18 protein-coding genes are annotated in these 22,888 nt (G+C 72.0%); 9 read left to right on the forward strand and 9 right to left on the reverse strand.

Annotated elements, in window-relative coordinates; all coding sequences use genetic code 11:
- Positions 1 to 46: 46 nt before the first annotated feature.
- Positions 47 to 1,480, forward strand: coding sequence for a flotillin family protein (locus ACZ5XS_RS20720; RefSeq protein ID WP_468653308.1), 1,434 nt, complete (start codon positions 47 to 49; stop codon positions 1,478 to 1,480).
- Here the strand turns inward: ACZ5XS_RS20720 and ACZ5XS_RS20725 are convergent.
- Complete coding sequence (locus tag ACZ5XS_RS20725; RefSeq protein ID WP_468653310.1) at positions 1,470 to 2,108, reverse strand: hypothetical protein; 639 nt, start codon at positions 2,106 to 2,108, stop codon at positions 1,470 to 1,472. The two genes, ACZ5XS_RS20720 and ACZ5XS_RS20725, sit on opposite strands and share 11 nt — an antisense overlap.
- Positions 2,109 to 2,357: 249 nt before the next feature.
- Between ACZ5XS_RS20725 and ACZ5XS_RS20730 the strand changes: the two genes are divergently transcribed.
- Both ACZ5XS_RS20730 and ACZ5XS_RS20735 read left to right on the forward strand, forming a co-directional pair.
- A complete protein-coding gene (locus ACZ5XS_RS20730; protein ID WP_468653312.1) occupies positions 2,358 to 3,416 on the forward strand; it encodes a PucR family transcriptional regulator in 1,059 nt (352 codons plus the stop codon).
- An 81-nt stretch (positions 3,417 to 3,497) separates the two neighbouring features.
- Positions 3,498 to 4,688, forward strand: a complete 1,191-nt coding sequence (locus ACZ5XS_RS20735; RefSeq protein WP_468653313.1) for an MFS transporter — start codon at positions 3,498 to 3,500, stop codon at positions 4,686 to 4,688.
- An 81-nt stretch (positions 4,689 to 4,769) separates the two neighbouring features.
- On the opposite strand, the gene ACZ5XS_RS20740 is transcribed toward ACZ5XS_RS20735, so the two are convergent.
- The 8 genes from ACZ5XS_RS20740 to ACZ5XS_RS20775 all read right to left on the reverse strand — a co-directional run bounded on the left by ACZ5XS_RS20740 (position 4,770) and on the right by ACZ5XS_RS20775 (position 15,660).
- Positions 4,770 to 5,693, reverse strand: a complete 924-nt coding sequence (locus ACZ5XS_RS20740) for an RNA polymerase sigma-70 factor (RefSeq protein ID WP_468653315.1) — start codon at positions 5,691 to 5,693, stop codon at positions 4,770 to 4,772.
- A 118-nt stretch (positions 5,694 to 5,811) separates the two neighbouring features.
- Entirely contained in the window at positions 5,812 to 6,285 is a 474-nt protein-coding gene (locus ACZ5XS_RS20745; RefSeq protein ID WP_468653317.1) for a carboxymuconolactone decarboxylase family protein, read from the reverse strand.
- Positions 6,286 to 6,433: 148 nt separating this feature from the next.
- On the reverse strand, positions 6,434 to 7,876 hold the full coding sequence (locus tag ACZ5XS_RS20750; RefSeq protein ID WP_468653319.1) for an FAD-dependent oxidoreductase: 1,443 nt from the start codon (positions 7,874 to 7,876) through the stop codon (positions 6,434 to 6,436).
- 58 nt (positions 7,877 to 7,934) lie between these two features.
- Positions 7,935 to 9,137, reverse strand: coding sequence for a polysaccharide pyruvyl transferase family protein (locus tag ACZ5XS_RS20755; RefSeq protein WP_468653321.1), 1,203 nt, complete (start codon positions 9,135 to 9,137; stop codon positions 7,935 to 7,937).
- A 365-nt stretch (positions 9,138 to 9,502) separates the two neighbouring features.
- Positions 9,503 to 9,973: an AAA family ATPase gene (locus ACZ5XS_RS20760; protein ID WP_468653322.1), complete on the reverse strand. Its 471-nt coding sequence runs from the start codon at positions 9,971 to 9,973 to the stop codon at positions 9,503 to 9,505.
- Positions 9,974 to 10,036: 63 nt separating this feature from the next.
- A complete protein-coding gene (locus tag ACZ5XS_RS20765) occupies positions 10,037 to 10,912 on the reverse strand; it encodes a 3-hydroxybutyryl-CoA dehydrogenase (RefSeq protein ID WP_468653324.1) in 876 nt (291 codons plus the stop codon).
- Positions 10,913 to 11,007: 95 nt separating this feature from the next.
- Positions 11,008 to 14,253, reverse strand: coding sequence for a fused isobutyryl-CoA mutase/GTPase IcmF (gene icmF / locus ACZ5XS_RS20770; protein ID WP_468653326.1), 3,246 nt, complete (start codon positions 14,251 to 14,253; stop codon positions 11,008 to 11,010).
- 201 nt (positions 14,254 to 14,454) lie between these two features.
- Entirely contained in the window at positions 14,455 to 15,660 is a 1,206-nt protein-coding gene (locus ACZ5XS_RS20775; protein ID WP_468653492.1) for an acyl-CoA dehydrogenase family protein, read from the reverse strand.
- Between the two features lie 216 nt (positions 15,661 to 15,876).
- Here ACZ5XS_RS20775 and ACZ5XS_RS20780 point away from each other — a divergent pair, with 216 nt between their 5' ends.
- The 6 genes from ACZ5XS_RS20780 (at position 15,877) to ACZ5XS_RS20805 (ending at position 22,869) form a co-directional block, all read left to right on the forward strand.
- The gene (locus ACZ5XS_RS20780; protein WP_468653328.1) at positions 15,877 to 16,701 is read left to right on the forward strand and encodes an enoyl-CoA hydratase/isomerase family protein; all 825 of its coding nucleotides are present in this window, start codon (positions 15,877 to 15,879) and stop codon (positions 16,699 to 16,701) included.
- Positions 16,702 to 16,848: 147 nt separating this feature from the next.
- Positions 16,849 to 17,481: a hypothetical protein gene (locus tag ACZ5XS_RS20785; protein WP_468653330.1), complete on the forward strand. Its 633-nt coding sequence runs from the start codon at positions 16,849 to 16,851 to the stop codon at positions 17,479 to 17,481.
- Complete coding sequence (locus ACZ5XS_RS20790) at positions 17,478 to 20,084, forward strand: putative PEP-binding protein (RefSeq protein ID WP_468653332.1); 2,607 nt, start codon at positions 17,478 to 17,480, stop codon at positions 20,082 to 20,084. The genes ACZ5XS_RS20785 and ACZ5XS_RS20790 overlap by 4 nt, the downstream gene beginning before the upstream one ends.
- Positions 20,081 to 21,211, forward strand: coding sequence for an acyl-CoA dehydrogenase family protein (locus tag ACZ5XS_RS20795; RefSeq protein WP_468653334.1), 1,131 nt, complete (start codon positions 20,081 to 20,083; stop codon positions 21,209 to 21,211). The genes ACZ5XS_RS20790 and ACZ5XS_RS20795 overlap by 4 nt, the downstream gene beginning before the upstream one ends.
- 81 nt (positions 21,212 to 21,292) lie before the next feature.
- A complete protein-coding gene (locus ACZ5XS_RS20800; protein ID WP_468653336.1) occupies positions 21,293 to 21,718 on the forward strand; it encodes a Zn-ribbon domain-containing OB-fold protein in 426 nt (141 codons plus the stop codon).
- Positions 21,715 to 22,869 (forward strand): thiolase family protein, encoded by a 1,155-nt coding sequence (locus ACZ5XS_RS20805; RefSeq protein WP_468653338.1) that lies wholly within the window; start codon positions 21,715 to 21,717, stop codon positions 22,867 to 22,869. Before ACZ5XS_RS20800 ends, ACZ5XS_RS20805 begins: the two co-directional genes overlap by 4 nt.
- The last annotated feature ends 19 nt before the right edge of the window (positions 22,870 to 22,888 follow it).

Genomic DNA, 22,888 nt, shown 5'->3' on the forward strand with positions numbered 1-22,888 from the left:
GTTCCGCCCCTCATACAGGGGTTCGGGTTCACAAAGGGGCACTGTCATGAGTCCTGTCCTCGTCGCGGTCGTGGGAGTCGTCGTACTCCTGGTCCTGCTGGCTCTCGTCGTGGTCACGCGTTACAAGGTGGCCGGTCCCAGTCAGGCGTTCATCGTCACCGGGCGGCGCGGCAAGAAGGCCACCGATCCGGAGACCGGCCGGATCTTCACCGACAACAGCGGGCAGAAGGTCGTGGTCGGTGGCGGCGTGTTCGTCGTTCCGTTCGTGCAGCAGAAGTTCACCCTCGACCTCTCCTCGCGGCACATCCCGGTAGCCGTCCGCGGTGCCGTCACCCTGCGCGGGGTCAAGGCCCACCTCGAAGGCGTCGCCATCGTCAAGGTCGGGGGCAGCGAGGACTCCATCCGCGCCGCCGCCCAGCGGTTTTTGATGCAGCAGGACGGCATCGTCGGCTTCACCCAGGAAGTGCTCTCCGGCGCTTTGCGCGCCATCGTCGGCCGGATGTCGGTGGAGGACATCATCCGGGACCGGGCGGTGTTCGCGGGGCAGGTCGCCGAGGAGGCCGAGGCCAGCCTGTCCGGGCAGGGCCTGGTGCTGGACGCCTTCCAGATCCAGGACATCACCACCGAGGGCTCCTACCTGGAGGACCTCGGCCGCCCGGAGGCCGCCCGCGCCAAGCAGGAAGCCGACATCGCCGAGGCTGTCGCCCGGCGGGCCGCCGAGCAGGCGCGGCTGAAGGCGGAGGAGGAGATCGCCATCGCCCAGCGGACGTTCGCGCTGAAGCAGGCCGAGATCAAGGCGGAGACCGACGAGGCCGCCGCCCGGGCCGCGGCCGCGGGTCCGCTGGCCGAGGCCGCGCGGTCGCAGGAGGTCCTTGCCGAGCAGGAGAAGGTCGCCGAGCGGCAGGCCGCTCTGACCGACCGCGAGCTGGACACGAAGGTCCGCAAGCCCGCCGACGCCGCCCGCTACCAAGCCGAGCAGGAGGCCGAGGCCCGCCGCATCGCCCTGGTCAAGCAGGCCGAGGCGGACGCCCAGCGGTCCAGGCTGACCGGTGAGGGCGAGAAGGCGCACCGCGCCGCGCTCGCCGACGCGGTACGCCTCGAGGGTGAGGCCGAGGCCGCCGCGATCGGCGCGAAGGGTGCCGCCGAAGCCGCGGCGATGCAGAAGAAGGCCGACGCCTTCGCCCAGTACGGCGACGCGGCCGTGCTCCAGATGCTCGTCGAGGTGTTGCCGCAGGTCGTCGCCAAGGCGTCCGAGCCGCTGAGCGCCATCGACAAGATGACGGTGATCTCGACGGACGGCGCGAGCCAGCTGTCGCGGACCGTCGCCGACAACGTCGCCCAGGGCGTCGAACTCCTCAGCTCCACCACGGGAGTCGACCTCGCCGAACTGCTGAAGAACATCACCCGGCGGACCGGCGGCGCGCAGGGCGCGACCACGGCATCCGCCGCCGCCAACGGAAAGATCGAGGTCACCGGCTGACGTCGACGTCGAGTGGCGCAGCGGGTCCGGACGGTCCTCCGACCGCCCGGGCCCGCCCCACGACCGGGCGGCGCGGGCCGGCTGGGCGGTTGCCCGCCGGCTCGACGGCGGCCACGCGGTCGGCGAGTGGGCCGGGGGTGACGACAGCACCCGGGCCGCCGTCGTCGTACGGCGCGCCCTTGAAGGGATCCTGGCCCTCGTGATCGGCACCCGTCGGCACACCGGCCTCGCCGCCGCGGGCCTCGGAGAGCGGGTCCGGGCCGGGACCGGCGGGGAAGAGGCGGTGCAGGGGCCGTACGAGCAGGCTGGTCAGTCGCCAGGCGACGAGCAGCGCGGCGAACGGCACGGTCATGCGCAGCAGTTCGGTGCCGGCTCCTGGGGACATGAACACGGTCGCGACGACGGCCACTGCGACACTCAAGGACCAGGCGAGCACCGTCAGCACCGAGAAGGCGACCGACACAGGGACTTTGCCCATGCCCCACGCCCGGAGATCCGCGTCCGCGTCGAAGGTGTCGGCGGCGGCGACGCCCACGGCGACCAGCAGCCAGAAGCACACGGCCACGACGAGAGCGGCGGTGAGCAGGATCGTCGGCAGGCCCGTGGCAGCTGTCAGAAAGACCCGCATGCCCCACCCCCGCGCCTTCCGTCCACGGCCCTCATGAGACTCGTCCCGCGGCGCACGAACTGGTCTCGATTCCCGGTGCCGGCACCTGCCGGTGTCCGGCACCGGGAATCATCCGTGCTCCCCGCGGACCATGCTGCCCGACCGGATCCCCACCACGCATTGCCGGATCCCGGCAGCGTTCCATAAGGTCTGCATGCCGGTCGCGGTCAATGAACCGTCACCGGCACGTCAGCGATCCGGGGGGACGACGTGGTGGCAGGGGAAATTCCCGAGCAGTATCTCGAGGGCTACGACCGCATTCTGGCCGACGTGGCGGCCACCGGCCGGCGCCTCACCCGTGACGAGATCGCCTCACGTCGCGCCCTGGGTGAACAGGCCGCGGAGGCCGGTCACGGGCTGCGCACCCTGGTCAGCGCCCATCTGACCGCCGCCCGCACGGCCTGGCCGAGCACGTCGGGCACGGCCGACAGCGCGTTTGCCGCCGTACAGCAGGTCATCGACGCCTTCGCCGAAGGATACGAACGCGCCCAGCGCCTCGCCGTGCGTCAAGAGGAGGCCGCCCGCCGCGAGTTCATCGACGACCTCCTGTACGGTCGCAGCGATCTGGGCCGCCTCGCGGAGCGCGCGGAGCGCTTCGGCCTGCGTTTCTCCCACGCCCACGCCGTCGCCGTCGCGCAGGGCCCGGCCGCCTACGACGAGGGCGACCCGGTGCCCCGACAGGTGGAACGCACCCTCATCGCCCGTTTCGGCGACCGCAGCGTCCTGCTCACCACCAAGGACGGCCGTCTGCTGTGCATCGCCCCTGGCCACCAGGACGAGGTCCTCACGTACTTCGCCGAGCAGGCGCACGCCGCCACCGGCGGCGGCCGGGTCGCCGTCGGCCGCCCCCAGCCCGGCCCCGGCGGCGTCGTCCACTCCTACGAGGAGGCACTCAACGCCCTCGAACTTGCCGAGCGGCTCGATCTCGACGACCCGGTCCTGCGCGCCGCCGACCTGCTGGTCTACCCCGTCCTCACCCGCGACCGGCAGGCCATGGCCGACCTCGTCGTGAACGCCCTGGGCCCGCTCACGACGGCCCGCGGCGGCGCCCAGCCCCTCCTCGACACGCTCACGGCGTACTTCGACTCCGGCTGCGTGGCCGCGGAGGCCGCCCGCCGTCTCACCCTCAGCGTGCGCGCGCTGACGTACCGCCTGGAACGCATCCACACACTCACCGGCGCCAACCCGGCCGACGCCGCCCACCGTTACATGCTCCAGACGGCGGTCATCGGTGCTCGCCTGCTGGACTGGCCCGCCAAGGACCTCTGACCCTTCGGCCGGCCCCGTGCCCGCGGCTCGCCCGGCACGCCTGGCCGGACCGGTGTGGCCTGCGGGGTTACGGTCGGCGGCATGAACGGTGATCGCCGAGGGTGGCACCAGTGTCTGCTCAGCGGGGCGGTGTTCGCCGTGTGCATGGCCGGCACCACGCTGCCGACTCCGCTCTACGGCCTGTACCAGGAGAAGTTCGGGTTCTCCGAGCTGACGGTGACCATCGTGTACGCCGTGTACGCCTTCGGGGTCATCGGCGTGCTGCTGCTGGCGGGCAACGCCTCGGACGCCCTGGGCAGACGGCCCGTGTTGCTGTGGGGCCTGGGTTTCGCGGCGGCGAGCGCCGTCTGCTTCCTGTGCGCGGAAGGGCTGGGCTGGCTCTATGCGGGTCGGCTGCTGTCGGGGCTGTCGGCCGGTCTGTTCACCGGGGCCGCCACGGCGTACGTCATGGAGTCGGCACCGTACGGCGGCGCCTCCCGGGCCACGTTCGTGGCGACCGCCGCCAACATGGGCGGGCTGGGCTGCGGTCCACTGCTCGCCGGAGTACTCGCTCAGTACGCCGCCTGGCCGCTGCATCTGCCGTTCGCCGTACACCTGGCCCTGGTGGCGTGCTCGGCCGCCGTTCTGCTGCGGCTGTCGGAGACCGTACGGGAGCGGCGGCCACTGAGCACCGTACGGCCGCAAAGGCCGGGCCTGCCCGCGGAGGTGCGGGCGGTGTTCGGGCCGGCGGCGATCGCCTCCTTCGTGGGGTTCGCGTTGTTCGGCGTGTTCACGTCGGTGAGCCCGGCGTTCCTGGCCCAGTCCCTGAACGTGCACAACCATGCCGTGAGCGGGCTGATCGTCGCCCTGGCCTTCTTCTCCTCGACCGCCGGGCAGTCGGCCGTCGGCCGGGTCGGGGTGGGGCGGTCGCTGCCGCTGGGCTGCGCCGGGCTCTTCGTGGGGCTGGCACTGCTCGCCGGTGCGCTGTGGTGGAACCTGCTGCCGCTGGTGGTGCTGAGCGCGGTCGTCGGCGGCGCGGGACAGGGGCTGGCGTTTCGCGGTGCGTTGTCCGCAGTCGCCGAGGCGTCTCCCGAGGACCGGCGCGCGGCAGTGATCTCGACGCTGTTCGTCGTGGCCTACGCGGGTATCTCGGTGCCGGTGATCGGTGTGGGGGTACTGACGGGTCCGATCGGTCTGGAGGGCGCCGGGCTGGTGTTCATCGCGTGTATGGCCGTCCTGGTCTCGGTCGCGGCCCTCTACCTGCTCCGGCGGCCGGTGCCGGCGAGGACGTGAGCGCGCCCCGGGGGCGCGACGCCCCCGGGGCGGCTGGCAGGAGCCGGCGGTGAACGCACCGGCTCACGCCGGGTCCTGAGGTCACCTCGACTGTCCGCGTGCCTGCTTCAGTTCGCGGTCGAGGGCCCAGGCGTCGGCGACCGGCCCGAGGTGGCCGAGCTTGTCGGGGTTGATCACCGAGCGGATGGTCTGGATCTGCCCGTCGAGTACGTCGAGGACCATGGTGTTGAGCACCTTGCCGTCCCGGTCTCGGAAGATCGCTCCGGGTTGGCCGTTGACCTCGTGCGGCTCGAAGGTCACGTCGATCCGGGCCATCCAGGGGAACACGGAGGCGAGCAGCCGTGCCACGTTCTCGGCGCCGGTGACGGCCCTGGCCAGCTGCGGGGCCTTGCCGCCGCCGTCCCCGACGATCGACACGTCGGCGGCGAGCAGGTCCCGCAGGCCGGTGACATCGCCTTCGCGTAGGGCGTCGAAGAACCGTGTGGCCAGCTCCTGCCGTTCCTGACGGTTCGCTTCGAACCGTGGCCGTCCGGCCTGCATGTGCCGCCGGGCGCGGACGAGCAGTTGCCGGCACGCCGCCTCCGACCGCCCCACCGCCGAGGCGATCTCGTCGAAGCCAAAGCCGAACACCTCCCGCAGCACGAACACCGACCGCTCCAGCGGGCTGAGCCGTTCCAGGAGCAGCAGCGCCGCCATCGACACCGAGTCGGCCAGTTCCGCCGAGCGTGCCGGATCCTGATAGGGGTCGGTGAGCAGCGGCTCGGGGAACCACGGCCCGACGTACTCCTCCCGCCTCACCCGTGCGGAGCGCAGTACGTCGATCGCGATCCGCGTCACCGTGGCGGAAAGGAATGCCTTGGTCGATGTCGGCCGGGTCGCCGAGGCGTCGGAGCGCAGCCAGGTCTCCTGGACCGCGTCCTCGGCCTCACCCACACTGCCCAGAATCCGGTAGGCGATCGAGAACAGCAGCGGCCGCAGCTCTTCGAACTCCTCGACCTTGCTCACGTCGCCTCCCCCTTGCGGTCCTCCCGCCCGGCGCGCTCGCCGACGCGGGCTTGTTCTGTGATCCTCCGGTCCACCCGCGGCGCGGAGCAAGGCGCCCGGGCCGGTTGCCGACGGTCGTTCAGTGGAACTGCCCGACCTTGTAGTCGCCGGCCGGCTGCCGGGTGATGATGTTCAGCCGGTTCGCCGTGTTCATGAAGGAGACCAGGATCACCAGGGCGGTGAGCTGCTCCTCGTCGTAGTGCTCGGCGGCACGCGCCCAGACGTCCTCGCTCACCCCCTCGGCCGCGTCCGCGACCCGGGTCCCCTGCTCCGCCAGCTCCAGCGCGACACGTTCGGCCTCGGTGAAGACCGTGGCCTCCCGCCACGCCGCCACCAGGTTCAGCCGCACCGGGTCCTCCCCGGCGGCGACGGCCTCCTTGGTGTGCATGTCGATACAGACGGCGCAGCCGTTGATCTGGCTCACGCGAAGCGCCACCAGTTCCTGGGTCGCGGCCGGCAGTGGCAGTTCCTTGAGCGCCTGGCCCGCCGACATGAAGTACTTGAGGACCTTGCCGGCGGCCGGGTTGGCGAAGAAGTTCAGTCGCGCGTCCATCGTGTGCTCCTCCGTGGTCGTCAGTGGCTACACCTCTGAGACGAGGTGGCCCGACGCCCTGTGACACGGACGCTTGTGACCCACGTCATCCCCTGCTGGGGGTTGCGTCACCGCACAGGAAGCTCCCTTGCGGGACGGTGGCTCCGCTCTACCGGTGCGGAGCGGGCGCGGTCCCGGTGCGCAGGCGGGCGCCCTGGCGCAGCAGTTCGTCCTGGACGAGGGGATGAGCCACCTCGCGCGGGGGGCACCCTTGGCGCGCCGCCAGGGCCGCGCACACGCCGGCCGCCTGACCGGTGGCCATGGCGATGGGCATCACGCGGTAGGAGGAGTGCGCCACGTGTGTGCCCGAGATGCAGCGCCCGGCGACCAGGAGCCGGTCCGTGTCCCGTGGCAGCAGACAGCGCAGCGGGATGTCGTAGAAGCGGCCGGCGGGTACGCGCTTGAGGAGGGTGCCGGTGCCCTCGGGATTGTGGATGTCGATCGGGTAGGCGCCGTGCGCGACGGCGTCCGGGAAGGGACGGGCGGCCAGGATGTCGTCGCCGGTGAGCTTGTAGTCGCCCAGGATGCGGCGGGTCTCCCGGACACCGATGTGGGAGCCGCTCTGCACGACGCACGACTCCTCGAAGCCGGGGACGTGGGTGCGCAGGAAGTGGTCGATCTGCGCGAGTTGGCGGCGGGCCGCGAACTCGGCACGGCTCAGATCCCACACGTTGACCCCCAGTGCCTTGGTGACACGGGTGGTGTTGACGCTGACCTCGCCGGGGTGCGGGGTGGCGAAGAACAGCATGTCCTCGCGCGGCAGCCGGAGTTCACCGTTTGCGGTGGCCTCCTGGATCAGGTCCCACAGGCCGTGCACGCCGCGCCACTGGTCGGGGTGTGTGCGGACGTACTCGGCGAACCGCGGGCGTACGAAGTCCGCCACCCGGAACATGAGTGTCATCGGCTGCACGAGTTGGTCCTCGTCGCGGCCGATCTCGTACGGGGCTCCGCAGGAGGCCGCGACATCGCCGTCGCCGGTGCCGTCCACGACGACACCGGCGTCGATCGCCACCGGTCCCGACTTGGTCTCGAACACCACCCGCCAGCCGTCGTCGAGCGGCAGCGCCGAGGAGGCGAAGGAGTGGAACAGCATCCGTACTCCGGCCTCGTCGAGCAGATCGAGCAGCACCAGTTTGAAGATCTCGGGATCGAACGGCACGGTGTAGCCGGTCTCGACGGAGGGCGGGACGCAACCGCCGCGTTCGGTCAGCCGGTCGAGCAGCCGCCACAGCACCCCGGCGACGACCGGTTCGCCCTCGCCGTGGTCGGTGGGCAGCAGCCGGGTGGCGTCCCCGTCCCCGAAGACGGCCTGTTTGTGCTCGTTGTGGAAGGACATCAGCGGCATGACGAGCGCCGCGGTCGCGTTGCCGCCCAGGAATCCGTAACGCTCGACGAGCACCACCTCGGCGCCGGCCTCGGACGCCGCGAGCGCGGCGCCGCAGCCGGCGGGGCCACCGCCGACCACGAGGACGTCGGTGCGGCCCCCGTACCGGGCGTGCCGGGGCGGCAGCGTGACCGTGCGGTGTTCTCGGGGTTCTTCCAGGATCGGCATGTGAGGCTCCTGTCGGCGGCCTTCCCGATGCGGACAGAGGCGGCCGGGCCCGGGCCGGTCAGGCCCGCGCGCTCTCGACGGTCCTGAGGCCGTCGGGGCTGCCCGGATCGTCGATGGTGTCGAGCAGAACCCCACAGCGGGCGGAGGTCTCCCGGGCCAGCCCGCACAGCTCGCCGACGCGGGAACGCAGCTCGTCGTGGCGCTGGGGGTACTCGTCCCACAGCCGGTCCACTTCCGCCAGCAGCAGTCCGGCCTGCTCGCGCGCCACCCCGACCAGCGCCGGCGCGCCCATCCGGCGGGCGAAGTCGAAGACCTTGCCCGCGTAGGGCAGCGGCAGGAACGGCAGCCCGGACAGGGCGGCGAAGATCAGGAAGTGCAGGCGCATGCCGACGGCCAGGTCCAGATGGCGCATGAAGCCGAGGACCTGCCCGGGGCTGTAGGTGCCGTTGAGGATGCGCCCGTGCTCCGGGGCGGTCATGTGGGACAGCACGGCGTGCGCGTGACGCACGTCGTGGCGTTCCATCGGGAGGAACACCACGTGGACGTCCAGGCGCCGGACCAGGAAGTCCGCCACGTCGGCGAGCAGCGCGTGATAGTCGGCCTCGTCGAGCTTCTCGGCGGCCCGGCCCGGTTCCCGGACCGACATGCCCACCAGCCGGGTGCCGGTCGGGACGCCCTCGTTCCGCATCATCCGGTCGGTGAACGGCTCCGCGGTCAGCAGCAGCGCCGGATCGGCGGTGACGGTGACCTCCCGCTCGATCCCGACCTCCTCCAGGACCAGCCGGGACTCCTCGTCGCGCACCACGAGGTCGTCCATCCTCGGCAGCACGTCACGCACCGCCTCGCGGTCCTCGGCCTCCCGCAGCGGCCCCGCGCCGACGGCGTACGCGAACGTCCGCACGCCGCGGGACTGCGCCGCGCGGACCACCCGCAGGTACCGGCGCGCCTCACCGTCGTAGAGGATCCCCCCACCGCCGAGCACCAGCAGGTCCAGCCCCGACACCGCGTCCATCACCTGGCTCTGCGCGACCCCCTCCCAGCTCACGACCTCGTCGACACCGCGGTGGTGGAGACGGGTGTGCTCGGCGTCGCGGCTGAAGACGACGAGTCGGGCGTCCGGGCGGTGGGTGCGCAGAGCGCTCAGGACGCAGGTCAGGATCGATTCGTCGCCGATGTTGAAGCCGCCGTAGGACCCGAGCACGCCGATGCGTGGGCCCGGTGCGCCGGTGATCGGGTGCAGATGCTCGTGGGGAAGGGGCATCTGTGGCTCCCGTCGCGTCGGAGTCGGTCACGGTACGGCCGTCGGTCCAGAGGTCGGGACCGGGTACCGGTCCCGACGGTATGCGAGGTCGGGGCACGTCGCCGCCGCGGCGGACGCATCTGCTCCACCGGCTGGGTTGCCGTGGACCCGGACGGCAAACCCTCCGGGCGGGCGGTGGAGCGGGATCCGACGGTGTCCCGCACGTCCGGCCCGGTAACCGTCCCGCCCTTCTCGGGCGCCCGCAAGTGGGCGAACGGCTTCCCTTCCCGGCCCGGCGTGCCCGCTCGCGGATCAGGCCCGCACCGCGGGCGCGGGCGGGCGAGCGGTGGGCGCCGTCGCGTGGCCCGTCGCTGTTCCGACGGGGCTCACCCCTGTGCCGGCCGGACGTCGAATCCTCCGCGCCCGTCGCATCGAACATCGAACACCGCGTCGAAGCCCTCGTCGCGAGAAGGCCGGCGCAACCGTTTCCTCGTGGTGAGGACGCCGACCTCGGGGACCCTCGCCCGCCCCACGCGGGCGGCGTTACGGCGCAGGGACTCCGCCAGGTCGGGAGGGAACCAGTACGCGGTGACGGTGGCACCGTGGGCGTGCCCGGCGTCCACCAGTGGCCGCCAGTCCTCGGGTGACGGATTGGTGTTGTCGACGGCCACGGACAGCCCGGCGGCCAGGGCCTCCCCGACCAGCCGCATCTGGCGGTCCTGCTTCCGGCGGGCGCCCCGCGGGAAGAGGTCCTTGCTCACCAGGGCGTACCGGCCCTTCAGGCACCGCTCGTAGAACGTGGTCTTCCCCGAAGCCTGCAGCCCGACCAGCACCACCACTTCGGCCACGGCGCTCATCCCTCCTCAGCTGCGGCAGGTCGCGGCCAGGCCTTGCCGTCCACCCGTCTGCGTCCATCGTCCTCACCGTCGCGCGGTGTGGTCATAGAACCCCTGGCCGCTCTTCCGGCCCAGGCGGCCCGCGGCGACCATGCGGCGCAGGAGCGCGGGAGGCGCGTACAGGGGTTCCTTGAACTCCTCGTACATCGACTCCGCGACCGCCTGTGCGGTGTCGAGGCCGATGAGGTCGAGCAGACGCAGGGGGCCCATGGGATGGGCGCAGCCCAGTTCCATGCCGCGGTCGATGTCCTCCGGGGTCGCGGAGCCGGACTCCACCATGCGTACCGCCGCGAGGAGGTAGGGCACGAGAAGTGCGTTGACCACGAAGCCGGAGCGGTCGGTCGCCTCGACGACCTCCTTGCCGAGGGCTTCGGAGGCGAAGGCCCGGGCCCGTGCCAGGGTGTCGGGACTTGTCGTGAGGGCCGGGATGATCTCGACGAGGGACTGCACGGGGACGGGGTTGAAGAAGTGGATGCCCAGGACATGTGCGGGCCGCTGGGTCGCCACCGCCAGGTCGACTATGGGGATCGACGAGGTGTTGGTGGCCAGGATGGCTTCGGGGTCGGTGACGACCTGGTCGAGGGTTGTGAGGACGCCGGTCTTCAGTTCGCGGTTCTCGGCGACGGCCTCGATCACGAACTGGCGGTCGGCCATGGCCTTGAGGTCGTCCGTGAAGGTCAGGCGGGAGCGTGCGCCGTCCCGTGCCGCCTCGGTGATCTTGCCGTGGCGCAGGCCGCGGTCGAGTGAGGCCTCGACGCGTCGGCGGCCGGCCTCGGCGGCCTCCGCGGACGACTCGGCGACCAGTACGTCGATGCCGCTGCCGCTGAGGGCGGCGACCTCGGCGATGCCGGAGCCCATGAGACCGCAGCCGACGACACCGAGACGCGAGACAGTTTCCATGCGGGTGGCCTTTGCTTGGGACGAAGAGACGAGTGCTGGGGACTGCTTGGGGCGCAGAGAGACGAAGAGTGAACCGGCCTGCGGACAGGCCTGGTTCAGACGTTGCGGCGGTATTCGCCGCCCACTTCGAAGAACGCCTCGGTGATCTGCTGGAGTGAGCAGACCCGGGCGGCGTCCATCAGTACGGCGAAGGCGTTCTCGCCGCTGGTGGCGGCACGCTTGAGTTCGGCGAGGGCGGCCTCCGCCTCGGCGCGATGCCGGCCGCGGAAGTCCTCGACGCGGGCGAGCTGCGACTGCTTCTCCCCCTCGGTGGCGCGGGCCAGTTCCACCACGACGTGCTCGCTGTCGCCGCCGGGCTTGCGGAAGGTGTTGACGCCGATGATCGGCAGCGTGCCGTCGTGCTTGCGCTGCTCGTAGAGCATCGACTCGTCCTGGATGCGGCCGCGCTGGTAGCCGGTCTCCATGGCACCGAGGACTCCGCCGCGCTCGCTGATCCGCTCGAACTCGGTCAGTACGGCCTCTTCGACGAGGTCGGTGAGTTCGTCGATGATGTACGAGCCCTGGAGCGGGTTCTCGTTCATCGCCAGGCCCCACTCGCGGTTGATGATGAGCTGGATGGCGAGGGCCCGGCGGACGGAGTCCTCGGTGGGGGTGGTGACGGCCTCGTCGTAGGCGTTGGTGTGCAGGCTGTTGCAGTTGTCGTAGATCGCGATGAGCGCCTGCAGGGTGGTGCGGATGTCGTTGAAGTCCATCTCCTGGGCGTGCAGGGAGCGGCCCGAGGTCTGGACGTGGTACTTGAGTTTCTGGCTGCGCTCCCCCGCCCCGTACTTCTCGCGCATGGCGACCGCCCAGATGCGGCGGGCGACCCGGCCGAGGACGGTGTACTCGGGGTCCATGCCGTTGGAGAAGAAGAAGGACAGGTTGGGCGCGAAGTCGTCGACGGACATGCCGCGGGCGAGGTAGGCCTCGACGTAGGTGAAGCCGTTGGTGAGGGTGAAGGCGAGCTGGCTGATGGGGTTCGCGCCGGCCTCGGCGATGTGGTAGCCGGAGATGGACACCGAGTAGAAGTTGCGCACTCCCTGCTCGATGAACCACTCCTGGATGTCGGCCATCATCCGCAGGCTGAACTCGGTGGAGAACAGGCAGGTGTTCTGGCCCTGGTCCTCCTTGAGGATGTCGGCCTGGACCGTGCCCCGGGTGTTCTGCAGGACGTAGGACCGGATCTCCCGGCTCTCCTCGGCGGTCGGTTCGCGGCCGTGTTCGGCGGTGAAGGCGTCGAGCCGCTGGTCGATGGCCGTGTTGAGGAAGAAGGCCAGGACGGTGGGGGCCGGGCCGTTGATGGTCATGGAGACCGAGGTGGTGGGGGACGTGAGGTCGAAGCCCGCGTAGAGCGCCTTCATGTCGTCGAGGGTGGCCACGGAGACGCCCGAGGTGCCGACCTTGCCGTAGATGTCGGGGCGCAGCGCCGGGTCGTGGCCGTAGAGGGTGACCGAGTCGAAGGCGGTGGACAGCCGGGTGGCCTCGCTGTCCTTGGACAGGTAGCGGAAGCGGCGGTTGGTGCGCTGGGGGTCGCCCTCGCCGGCGAACATCCGGGCCGGGTCCTCGCCCTCGCGCTTGAACGGGAACACACCGGCGGTGAAGGGGAAGCGGCCGGGCAGGTTCTCCGCGCGCAGGAAGCGCAGCAGTTCGCCGTGGTCCACATAGCGCGGCAGGGCGACCCGGGGGACGAGGTTGCCGGAGAGGGACTCGCGGACCAGGGCGGTGCGCTGCTCGCGGCCGCGGGTGACGGTGACCAGTTCCTCGCCCGAGTACGCCTGCACCGTCTCCGGCCAGTCCGCCAGGAGGTTCCGCGCTGACGCGTCGAGACCGTCCTCGGCGTCGGCGAGCAGTTTCTCGACGTCCGCGGTGGGTGCTTCGACGGCGGCCAGTTCGTCCCGTACGGCGGTCAGCCGCTGGACGCGCCGGGCGGCGTCGGCCTGCGTGGCCGTGTCGGCGTGGTAGCCGCGTACGGTCTCGGCGATCTCGGCGAGGTAGCGCACCCGGGTGGTGGGCACGATCTGCGCCGCGCCGCTGGAGTGCCGCACGGTGGACACCGGGAGGGTGCCGGGGCCGGCCGGCAGGCCGTGTTCGGTGAGCAGGCCGAGGAGGTGCTGGTACAGGGCGGTGACGCCGTCGTCGTTGAAGGTGGCGGCGCTGGTGCCGTAGACCGGCATGTCCTCGGGACGTGAGCCGAACGCCTCGCGGTTGCGCACCAGTTGGCGGCCCACGTCGCGCATCGCGTCCGCCGCGCCGCGCCGTTCGAACTTGTTGATGGCGACGACGTCGGCGAAGTCCAGCATGTCGATCTTCTCGAGCTGGGAGGCGGCGCCGAACTCGGGTGTCATGACGTACAGCGAGACGTCGGAGTACGGGGCGATGGCGGCGTCGCCCTGGCCGATGCCGGGGGTCTCCACGATCACCAGGTCGTATCCGGCGGCCTTGCAGGCGGCGATGGAGTCGGTGAGGCCTTCGGGGAGTTCGTGGTGGCCGCGGGTGGCCAGGGACCGGAAGAAGACCCGGTCGCCGTCGAGGCTGTTCATCCGGATCCGGTCGCCGAGCAGGGCGCCGCCGCCGCGCCGCCGGGTGGGGTCGACGGCGAGCACGGCCACGCGCAGCTTGTCCTGCTGGTCGAGGCGCAGCCGCCGTACGAGTTCGTCGGTGAGGGAGGACTTGCCCGCGCCGCCGGTGCCGGTGATGCCGAGGACGGGTACGGAGCGGGCGGCCGCGGCGCGGCGGAGCGCGGCGAGGTCCTCGTCCGGGACGGTGGCCGTCTGCAGGGCGCTGAGCAGCCGGGCGAGGGCGGGGCGTTCGCCGGCGAGTACGGCGGTGAGCTGGGCGGGGGCATCCTGCCAGGGAGCCGAGTCGCACTCCCTGATGATGGTGTTGATCATGCCGGTGAGGCCGAGGCGCTGCCCGTCCTCCGGGGAGAAGATGCGCACTCCGGCGTCGGAGAGCCGCTGGATCTCCTCGGGGACGATCACCCCTCCCCCGCCGCCGAAGACCTTCACATGACCGGCCCCGCGTTCGCGGAGGAGTTCGGCGAGGTATTCGAAGTACTCGACATGGCCGCCCTGGTACGAGCTGACGGCCACGCCCTGGACGTCCTCCTCCAGGGCGGCGTCGACGACCTCGCCCACCGAGCGGTTGTGGCCGAGGTGGATGACCTCGGCCCCCTGCGCCTGGAGGATGCGCCGCATGATGTTGATCGAGGCGTCGTGGCCGTCGAAGAGGCTGGACGCGGTGACGAGGCGCACCGGGTGCTGCGCTTGGTGGAGCTGCGGTGTGCTGGTGCCATCGCTCACGGTGTGTTCTCCGGACGGCCTGCCCGTGGGGACGGGCGACGGGTGGGGGGCTCAGATTACTAGGACGTCCTAGTAAATTACTAGGACGTCCTAGTAAATCGGAGGTTTTCTCATCGACTGGCTGTAGTAAATGACAAGAAACCAGGGTGGGACCGACCATCGACGCTCCGTCAGGAGCCGGCGGCTTAGTGAAAGGACCCCTTAGGCCGGGCGCGGCCGACGGTACGGCTTCACCGCACGGCGCGCGATGGCGAAGCGATGGGTCTCGGACGGGCCGTCATAAATCCGGAACGGCCGCACCTCCCGGATCAGTCGCGCCAGCGGGGCGTCCTCGGCCGAGATGCCCAGCGCGCCGCAGATCTGCACCGCGCGGTCGACGATCCGGCCCACCGCCTCCGCCACGAAGACCTTCGACACCGAGGAGAACTGCGCGGCACTCGCCGAGCCGTTGTCCAGCTCCCAGGCGGTACGCAGGATCAACGCGCGGCTCGCCTCGATGTCGATCTCGGAGTCGGCCACCATCTGCTGCACCATGCCGAGATCCCCGAGCAGCGAACCGAACGCCTCGCGAGTCCCGGCGCGCTCCAGGGCGACGTCGCGGGCGCGGGTCGCGGCGCCGAGCCAGCGCATGCAGTGCGTCAGCCGGGCGGGACCGAGGCGGACCTGCGCGTTCTCGAAGCCCCGGTGCACCTGGCCGAGGACCTGGTCCTCGCCCACCACGCATTCCTCGAACACGATCTCGCTGTGCCCGGCGAAGAGACTCTCGTCCAGGGTGTCGATGTTCCGGACGATACGCATGCCCGGATTGCCGGCGTCGACGAGGAACATGGTCGCACCGCCCGAGCCGCCGGGGCTGCCGTCGGTGCGGGCCATCACGATGACGAAGTCGGCGCCGTTGGCCCCGGTGATGAACCACTTGCGCCCGTCGATGCGCCAGCCGCCGGGGACGCGTACCGCAGTGGTCCGCAGGGCGCGGGGATCGGAACCGGCGCCCGGCGCGGGTTCGGTCATCGCGAAGCACGAGCGGTACTCGCCGGCCGCCAGCGGGCGCAGATAGCGGGCCTGCTGCTCCTCGGTGGCCACCTTCTCGAGCAGGTGCATGTTGCCCTCGTCCGGGGACGCGCAGTTCAGGGCCAGCGGGCCGAGCACGGAGTACCCGGCGGCTTCGAACACCACCGCCTGCCCGCGCAGGTCGAGCCCGTGACCGCCCCACCGCTTCGGAACGTGCGGCGCGAACACACCCGCCTCACGGGCCCCCTTCTGCAGGGTCTCCCGCAGGGCCTGCGGTGCGTCATGGACGGACCCGCCGCACTCACGCTCGGCCGGGATCACCACCTCGCGGACGAACTCGGCCGTGGCCTCGGCGAGCCGGGCGACTGTCGGATCGACATCGAACTGGATCGGCATGGTTCCTCCGGCCGACAGGCGTACGGGCGCCAGTGCCCGTCGCATCGCCGAAACTGTACAACGGGTCAAGTATCTAGCCCACCGGGTGAGCGAAGAATGCTGTGCGGCATGGGTCACTCGACGAGAGCGAAGAGCACCCCATTGCCGAAACTGTAGAGCGGGCCCAGTATGTGAGCCCCTTCCCCAGCAGTTCTCCACGACAGGAGAAGACCTCCGATGAGCACCCAGCCGGTCCGGGTCGTCCGCCACTCCGACGGAGTCGTCGAGCTGTTCCTGGACGACCCGGGCCGTGGAAACGCCCTGGATCTCCCGACCGCCGAGGCCCTGCGCGACGCGGCCGCCGGCATCGCCACGGATCCGGGCGGCGCCGTGCTGCTGCGGGCGGCGGGCGGGAACTTCTGCGTGGGCGGTGACCTGCGCGCCTTCGCCGGACGAGGGGCGGACACCGCCTCCTACGTGCACGCGGTCGCCTCCGCCGCGCACGAGGCCGTGCTGGCCTTGCACGAGCTCCCCGTACCCGTGGTGTCGGCCGTGCGCGGCGCGGCCGCGGGCGGCGGAATCGGGCTGGCCCTCGCGGGCGATCTCGTGGTGGCGTCCCGGTCGGCACGTTTCCGGCTGGCGTACACGGCGATCGGGCTCACCCCGGACTGCGGCGCCTCGTGGATCCTCCAGCGGCTGCTGGGCCCGCGGCGGGCCGCGGACCTGATCCTCACCAACCGGGTCCTGACCGGCGAGGACGCCGAGCGGTGGGGGCTGGTGTCCCGGGTCGTGGAGGATGCCGAGCTGGACGACACGGCGTACCGGACCGCCGCCGAACTGGCCGCCGGCTCCGGTGCCGCACTGCGCGCCGCGAAGGCGTTGCTGCGGGCGGGCGCCGAGGCGCCGCTGGAGAAGCAGCTCGCGGAGGAGGCCCGCTCGATCGCCGCTCTGGCGGGCGGCGCGCAGGCCCAGAGCGCGATGGAGTCGTTCCTGGCCGCCCGGTCTCGCGGCAGGGCACCGTCCCCGCGGCCGGCACCGGAGAACTCGCAAAGTGTTTCTTGAGTACCTCTTCACTAACAGGGCCGCTCGGGCGTAACCTCCGGGCAACACAGATCGCGGTTCCCTGCGACGTCCCACCCATCGCAGTCCCTGCGACCCGGCAACTGTCGCCGCGCGGCTTGAGCCCGCGCCCCACAAGAAGGTGTGGAGATGCATTCTGCTGCCGCGGAGCGGACAGACACGCTCGACAAGTCCCTCACCGACGCCGTCATCGACCTCGTCCTGCGCGGCATGTGGCGCGGTGTGCCGGAGGACCGGTACCGCCCCCTGGTCGACGCCGGGCTCGCCATGGTGAAGGGCCCGATGGTCCTGCCCACCGAGTACGCCAAGAACTCCGCGGCCAAGATGCTGCGGATCCCGGCGGGCTCCGAGCTCCAGGACCAGATCAACGCGGTCTACGAGGCGTTCCTGCCGGTCAACCGGAAGGTGCGCGAGGTCTGCACGGCCTGGCAGTGCCGCCCGGACGGCAGCGTCAACGACCACACCGACAGCGTCTACGACGCCGAGGTGCGCGAGATGCTGGAGGACGTGCACGAGGCCATCCAGCCGGTGCTGCGCAGGCTGGAACGGCTGCTCGCGGGCAGCGGCCGGTACTTCACCGGCCTGGAGGAGGCGCTCGACCGGTTCGACGACGGCGGCGCCCAGTGGCTGGCCTCTCCCCTGTGCGACTCGTACCACACCGTGTGGATGCGGCTGCACCAGGAACTGCTGCTGGTCCTCGGGATCAGCCGGGCCGACGACGAGGCCCTCGAGGAAAAGCTGGTTCGAAGGAGCCGAGGTTGAGCGTCACTGACCGCCCCGCGGGCACTGTCGCTCAGCCGCAGGCCGAGCCCCAGCCGACGCAGGCCCCCGGCCTCACCCTGGTGCCGTACGGCCAGGGAAGGATCCGGGGACTGGACGCCGATGAGCTGGGCGCGCACGGCCTCGCGATGGACCGGCTGGTGGCCCTCGGGCTGCCGGTGGTCCCGGGACTGACCGTGCCCGCGGGCTCCGCGCAGGCTCTGGGCGAGCCCGGCACCGCGCGGGCGGCCGTCGAACTCGTCGAGCAGTTGTCGGGACGCCGGGTCGGCGACGCCGCCCGGCCGCTGCTGCTACGGCTGTCGGCGAGCGCGCCCGGTGAGGTCGCCGGGCTGCCGCCCGACCTCGCCTGCCTCGGCGCCACCCCGGACAACGCCGGCGATCTGTGCGCCGTCATCGGCCGCGCGGAGGGACTGTACGAGGCGTGGGCCGCCACGGTCCGGATGATCGCGGAGTACGCCCTCGACATCCCCGCCGCCGTGCTGGACGACGCGCTCCTCGACGCCCCGGAGCCCCGCGACCGCGTCGAGGCCCTGCTGTCCCTGGTGGCACGGCACGCCGAGCGGCCCTTCCCCGACGACCCGGCCGAGCAGCTCGCGCTCGCCGCCCGGGCGGTCCTCGCCCGCTGGGACTCACCGCGCGCCAGAAGGTCGCGCAGGGCCCAGAAGCTCCCGGCCGACCTGGGCGTCGCCCTGCACGTACAGGCGCTGCGCATCGGCCCCTCGGACCGCTCCGGCTACGGCACCGCGGTCAGCCGCCACCCCGAGACCGGCCGTTTCGCGGCCGAAGGACTGTTCTTCCGAGGCGTACGGCGCAGCGCACCGCCCCCGCACACCGGCGAACCACTCAGGAAACTGACGGCGGGCACCACCCTCCTCGAACATTCACTGCTCACCCTCGAGCGCCATCTGCACGCACCGGTGTCCGTGGACTTCGAGGTGCGTGACGGCGAGATCTCCCTGCTCGCCGCCTCCGTGCAGAGCCGTCCGCCGCTGCGCGCCTCGGTGTGCCTCGCCGCGGACCTGGCCCGGGACGGGGCGCTGGAGAAAGAGGACGCGGTACGGCGGATCTCCCCCGCGCAGGTGCAGGAACTGCTGCACCCGCAGCTGAAGCTGACCGGCGACGAGGACCTTCTGGTCCGCGGCCTGCCCGCGTCCCCCGGCGCCGCGACCGGTGTCGTCGCGCTCTCCAGCGAACGCGCCCTGGAGCTGGCCGCCGAAGGCACCCGGGCCGTCCTGGTGATGCACGAGACCACGCCGGCCGACGTCCCCGGCATGCTGGCCGCCACCGCGGTGCTCACCGGCAGCGGCGGCATCGCCTCGCACGCGGCCGTCGTGGCACGGGGCGCCGGCACACCGGCGGTGTGCGGTGCCGAGGGCCTGCGGGTCGACCGGGCGGCGGGCACGGTACGGATCGGGGACCGGCTGCTGCGCGAGGGCGACCCGGTGTCGCTCGACGGCCGCACCGGCGCCGTCTACGCCGGAACGCTGAGCATCAGCGTCGCCGGACCGCCGCCGGAACTGTCCACCCTGCTGGAGTGGGCCGACGACGTACGGCGGCTCGGAGTACGGGTCAACGCCGACACCGCGGCGGAGGTGAACACCGCCGTCGCCCTCGGCGCGGAGGGTGTGGGCCTGTGCCGTACGGAGCACCAGTTCCTCGGCGAGCGACTGCCGCTGATCCGCAGTGTCATCCTTGCCGCCGACCCGGAGGCCCGCGACGAGGCGCTGCTCGCCCTGGAGCACGCGCAGCACGAGGACTTCAAGGCGCTGCTTGCCGCGGTCGGCGACCGCCCGGTCACCGTGCGCCTGCTGGACGCGCCGCTGCACGAGTTCCTGCCCGCACCCGGCGAGGCCGAGGCCGCCGGTGACACGGCGGCGGAGCAGCGGGCGGCGGCACTGCGGGAGGCCAACCCCATGCTCGGGCTGCGCGGCGTACGTCTGGCGCTGCTGCACGAGCGGCTGTACCCGGCGCAGGCCGAGGCCCTCTTCTCCGCCTGGGCCGATGTCGCCGCGACCGGCGTCCGGCCCCAGCTGGAGGTGATGATCCCGCTGGTCAGCATGCCCGAGGAGCTGGAGGCGGCGGCCGCCTTCGTCCGTGACGCCGCCGCGACGGTGGCCGCCCGCACGGGCATCGAGGTGCCGTACCGGCTGGGCACGATGATCGAGACTCCGCGGGCCGCCCTCATGGCCGCCGAACTCGCCGAGCACGCCGAGTTCTTCTCCTTCGGCACGAACGACCTCACCCAGCTCACCTACGGCTTCTCCCGGGACGACGTGGAACGCCAGGTGCTCGCCTCGTACCAGGAGCGCGGGTTCCTCACCGCGAGCCCGTTCGCCCGGCTCGATCCGCACGGGGTCGGCGCGCTGATCGCGCTGGCCGTGGAGCGGGCGAGGCGGGTACGGCCGGACATCAAGCTCGGTGTGTGCGGTGAGCACGGCGGGGATCCCGAGTCGATCGCGTTCTGCGACGACCTGGGACTGGACTACGTCTCCTGCTCCGCGCACCGCGTGCCGGTCGCCCGCATGGCGGCGGCGCACAGCGTGCTGCGCGGGCGTGGGAGCGAGCGGAACAGGACAGCGACATGACCACAGTGACCGGCCCCGCCGGCGAAGTGACCGAGACCTCCGAGTCCGAACTGGAGGACCTGCGCGAGACCGTACGGTCGGTGTGCGCGGACGCGGGCGGCATCGCGGCGGTGCGCTCGCTCGACGAGCACTCCCCCGGCACCCACGCCGGCCTGTGGGACACCCTCGGCCGGCAGGTGGGCCTCGCGGCCCTGGGCCTGCCGGAGGACGCCGGCGGCATCGGCGGCCTCGCGGAGATCGCCGTGGTCTGCGAGGAACTCGGCAGGACCCTGGCGCCGGTGCCGCTGCTGTCCTCCACCGTGCTGGCCGGGCAGGTACTGGCCGGCTGCGGCACCGCCGCACAGCCGCTGACGGAACTGGCCGAAGGCCGCGAGCACGCACTCGCGGTGGTCGCGCCCGACGGCGTCTGGCGGCCGGGCGCCGTACCGGTGGGGGTCACCTGGCGGGGCGGCGTCGCGGTGCTGGACGGCACCGCGCCGTTCGTCCTGTCCGGGGCCGACGCCGAGGTCCTGGTGGTCGCGGCCGCCGGTCCCGACGGCGTGGACCTGTTCCTCGTCGACCCGCTCGAGCCGGGCGTGACCGTGCGCCGGGTGCCCACCCTGGACCTCAGCCGCGGCCAGGCGGTGGTCACCTTCACCGGTGCCCGGGCTCGCGCGCTGACCGCCGGGGGCGAGGGGACGGAGGTCGTCACCCGCGCCCTGGACACCGCCCTGGTCGCGCTGGCCGCCGAGCAGCTCGGCGGTGCGCAGGCGGCGTTGGACATGACCGTGGCGCATGTGCGGGACCGTACCCAGTTCGGCCGGGCGCTCGGCAGCTTCCAGGCGGTCAAGCACACCTGCGCGGACATGCTGCTCCAGGTGGAGTCCGCACGGTCTTCGGTTGTCCGGGCGGTCCGTGCGGCCGGGTCGTCCCCGGAAGCGCTCGCGGAGGCCGCCGCGGTGGCTCAGGCCTGGTGCGGCGAGGCGTTCACCTTCGTCGCGGCGGAATGCGTCCAGCTGCACGGCGGCATGGGCTTCACCTGGGAGCACGACGCGCACCTGTACTTCCGGCGCGCGCAGTCCGACGCCGTACTGCTGGGTGGTGCCGCGCACCACCGGGAACGGCTCGCCGGACTGCTGGCCTGGTAGCCCGCAACCAGTAGCCGGATGCCCGTAGCCCGTAGCCCAGTTGCCCGCTGCCCGTCGGCGACAAGAGGACAGGACGTCAGCGTGACCACCAGACTCATCGGCGAAGGCCTCTTCGACGGCGCCGATCCCCCGCGCCTCGTGGGGGCGCGCTGCTCCGGATGCGGCACCGTCGTCTTTCCCCGGCAGGACTCCTGCCCCAGGTGCTCGGACGGGACCATGTCCGCGCACCCCCTGCCGACAAGGGGGCGCGTGTGGTCGTGGACGCTGCAGGCGTTCCCGCCCAAGCCGCCGTACCGGCAGCCGGCCGGTGGCCACGAGCCTTATCACGTCGGCTATGTGGACCTCGGCGAGGTGCTGGTCGAGGCGCGGCTGGAGGTGTCCCGCCCGGAGGTACGGATCGGGCTCCCGGTCCGGCTCACCACGGTGCCCGCGTACAGGGACGAGGACGGGACCGACGTGCTGACGTTCGCGTTCCGCCCGGATGTGCGGTCGGGAGGACAGCGATGAGCCGGGACGACGACATCTACGTGGTCGGATGCGGGATGCACCCCTTCGGCCGGGACGAGTCCGTCACCGGGATGGACATGGCGGTACGGGCGGTACGGGAGGCGCTGGCCGACGCCGGTGTCGCCTGGGAGGACATCGGCTACGCGGCGGGCGGCTCCGACGTGTCCGGCAAACCCGACACGCTGGTGGGCCGACTGGGGCTGACCGGTGTGCCGTTCGTCAACGTGCAGAACGGCTGCGCGACCGGCGCCTCGACGGTGCTCGCGGTGGCCAACGCGCTGCGGGCGGGCGAGGCGTCGCTGGGGCTGGCCGTGGGCTTCGACAAGCACGAGCGGGGCGCGTTCCATGTGTCGGCGGCCCGCTACGGTCTCCCGGACTGGTACGCGGAGACCGGGATGATGCTGACGACCCAGTTCTTCGCCCTGAAGACGCAGCGCTACCTGCACGAGCACGGGATTCCGGAGCGCGCGCTGGCGATGGTCGCCGCGCGTGCCTTCCGCAACGGCTCCCGCCATCCCCTGGCCTGGCGGCGCAAGGAGCTCACGGAGGAGGAGATCCTCCACTCCGCCGAGGTGAGCCCGCCGCTCACCCAGTACATGTTCTGCTCCCCGGGTCAGGGCGCTGCCGCGCTGGTGCTCGCGCGCGGCGACCGCGCCTTCGACTTCTGCGAACGGCCCGTCAAACTCGCCTCGTTGGCCTTTCGGACCAGGCGGTTCGGCTCGTTCGAGGTGTTCTCGCCCTGGCTTCCGCCGGGACCGCACCGCAGCCCCAGCGTGGACGCCGCGGAGGCGGTCTTCCGGGGGGCCGGTCTGCGGCCCGCCGATGTGCAGGTGGCCCAGCTGCAGGACACCGACAGCGGCTCGGAGTTGATCCACCTGGCGGAGACCGGGCTGTGCGGTCACGGCGAGCAGGAGCGGCTGCTGGCCGCCGGAGACACCGACCCCACGGGCCGGATCCCGGTCAACACCGACGGCGGGTGCCTGGCGGGCGGCGAACCCGTCGGCGCCTCGGGGCTGCGCCAGTTCCATGAGGTCGTACAGCAGTTGCAGGGCCGCGCACCGGGAGTGCAGGTGCCGGGCGGTCCCCGGGTGGGCTTCACCCACGTGTACGGGGCGCCCGGGATCAGCGCGTGCGCGGTGCTGACGGTCTGAGCGGCGCGGCTGCGCCAAC

The organism is Streptomyces sp. NPDC033131 (assembly GCF_055578365.1).

What these genes read in the sequence shown, in the direction of transcription:
- ACZ5XS_RS20720 (WP_468653308.1), top strand. Translation starts at nt 47, where the DNA reads ATGAGTCCTGTCCTCGTCGCGGTCGTGGGAGTCGTCGTACTCCTGGTC.
- ACZ5XS_RS20725 (WP_468653310.1), bottom strand. Translation starts at nt 2,108, where the DNA reads ATGCGGGTCTTTCTGACAGCTGCCACGGGCCTGCCGACGATCCTGCTC.
- ACZ5XS_RS20735 (WP_468653313.1), top strand. Translation starts at nt 3,498, where the DNA reads ATGAACGGTGATCGCCGAGGGTGGCACCAGTGTCTGCTCAGCGGGGCG.
- ACZ5XS_RS20745 (WP_468653317.1), bottom strand. Translation starts at nt 6,285, where the DNA reads ATGGACGCGCGACTGAACTTCTTCGCCAACCCGGCCGCCGGCAAGGTC.
- ACZ5XS_RS20750 (WP_468653319.1), bottom strand. Translation starts at nt 7,876, where the DNA reads ATGCCGATCCTGGAAGAACCCCGAGAACACCGCACGGTCACGCTGCCG.
- ACZ5XS_RS20755 (WP_468653321.1), bottom strand. Translation starts at nt 9,137, where the DNA reads ATGCCCCTTCCCCACGAGCATCTGCACCCGATCACCGGCGCACCGGGC.
- ACZ5XS_RS20760 (WP_468653322.1), bottom strand. Translation starts at nt 9,973, where the DNA reads ATGAGCGCCGTGGCCGAAGTGGTGGTGCTGGTCGGGCTGCAGGCTTCG.
- ACZ5XS_RS20765 (WP_468653324.1), bottom strand. Translation starts at nt 10,912, where the DNA reads ATGGAAACTGTCTCGCGTCTCGGTGTCGTCGGCTGCGGTCTCATGGGC.
- ACZ5XS_RS20775 (WP_468653492.1), bottom strand. Translation starts at nt 15,660, where the DNA reads ATGCCGATCCAGTTCGATGTCGATCCGACAGTCGCCCGGCTCGCCGAG.
- ACZ5XS_RS20780 (WP_468653328.1), top strand. Translation starts at nt 15,877, where the DNA reads ATGAGCACCCAGCCGGTCCGGGTCGTCCGCCACTCCGACGGAGTCGTC.
- ACZ5XS_RS20785 (WP_468653330.1), top strand. Translation starts at nt 16,849, where the DNA reads ATGCATTCTGCTGCCGCGGAGCGGACAGACACGCTCGACAAGTCCCTC.
- ACZ5XS_RS20795 (WP_468653334.1), top strand. Translation starts at nt 20,081, where the DNA reads ATGACCACAGTGACCGGCCCCGCCGGCGAAGTGACCGAGACCTCCGAG.
- ACZ5XS_RS20805 (WP_468653338.1), top strand. Translation starts at nt 21,715, where the DNA reads ATGAGCCGGGACGACGACATCTACGTGGTCGGATGCGGGATGCACCCC.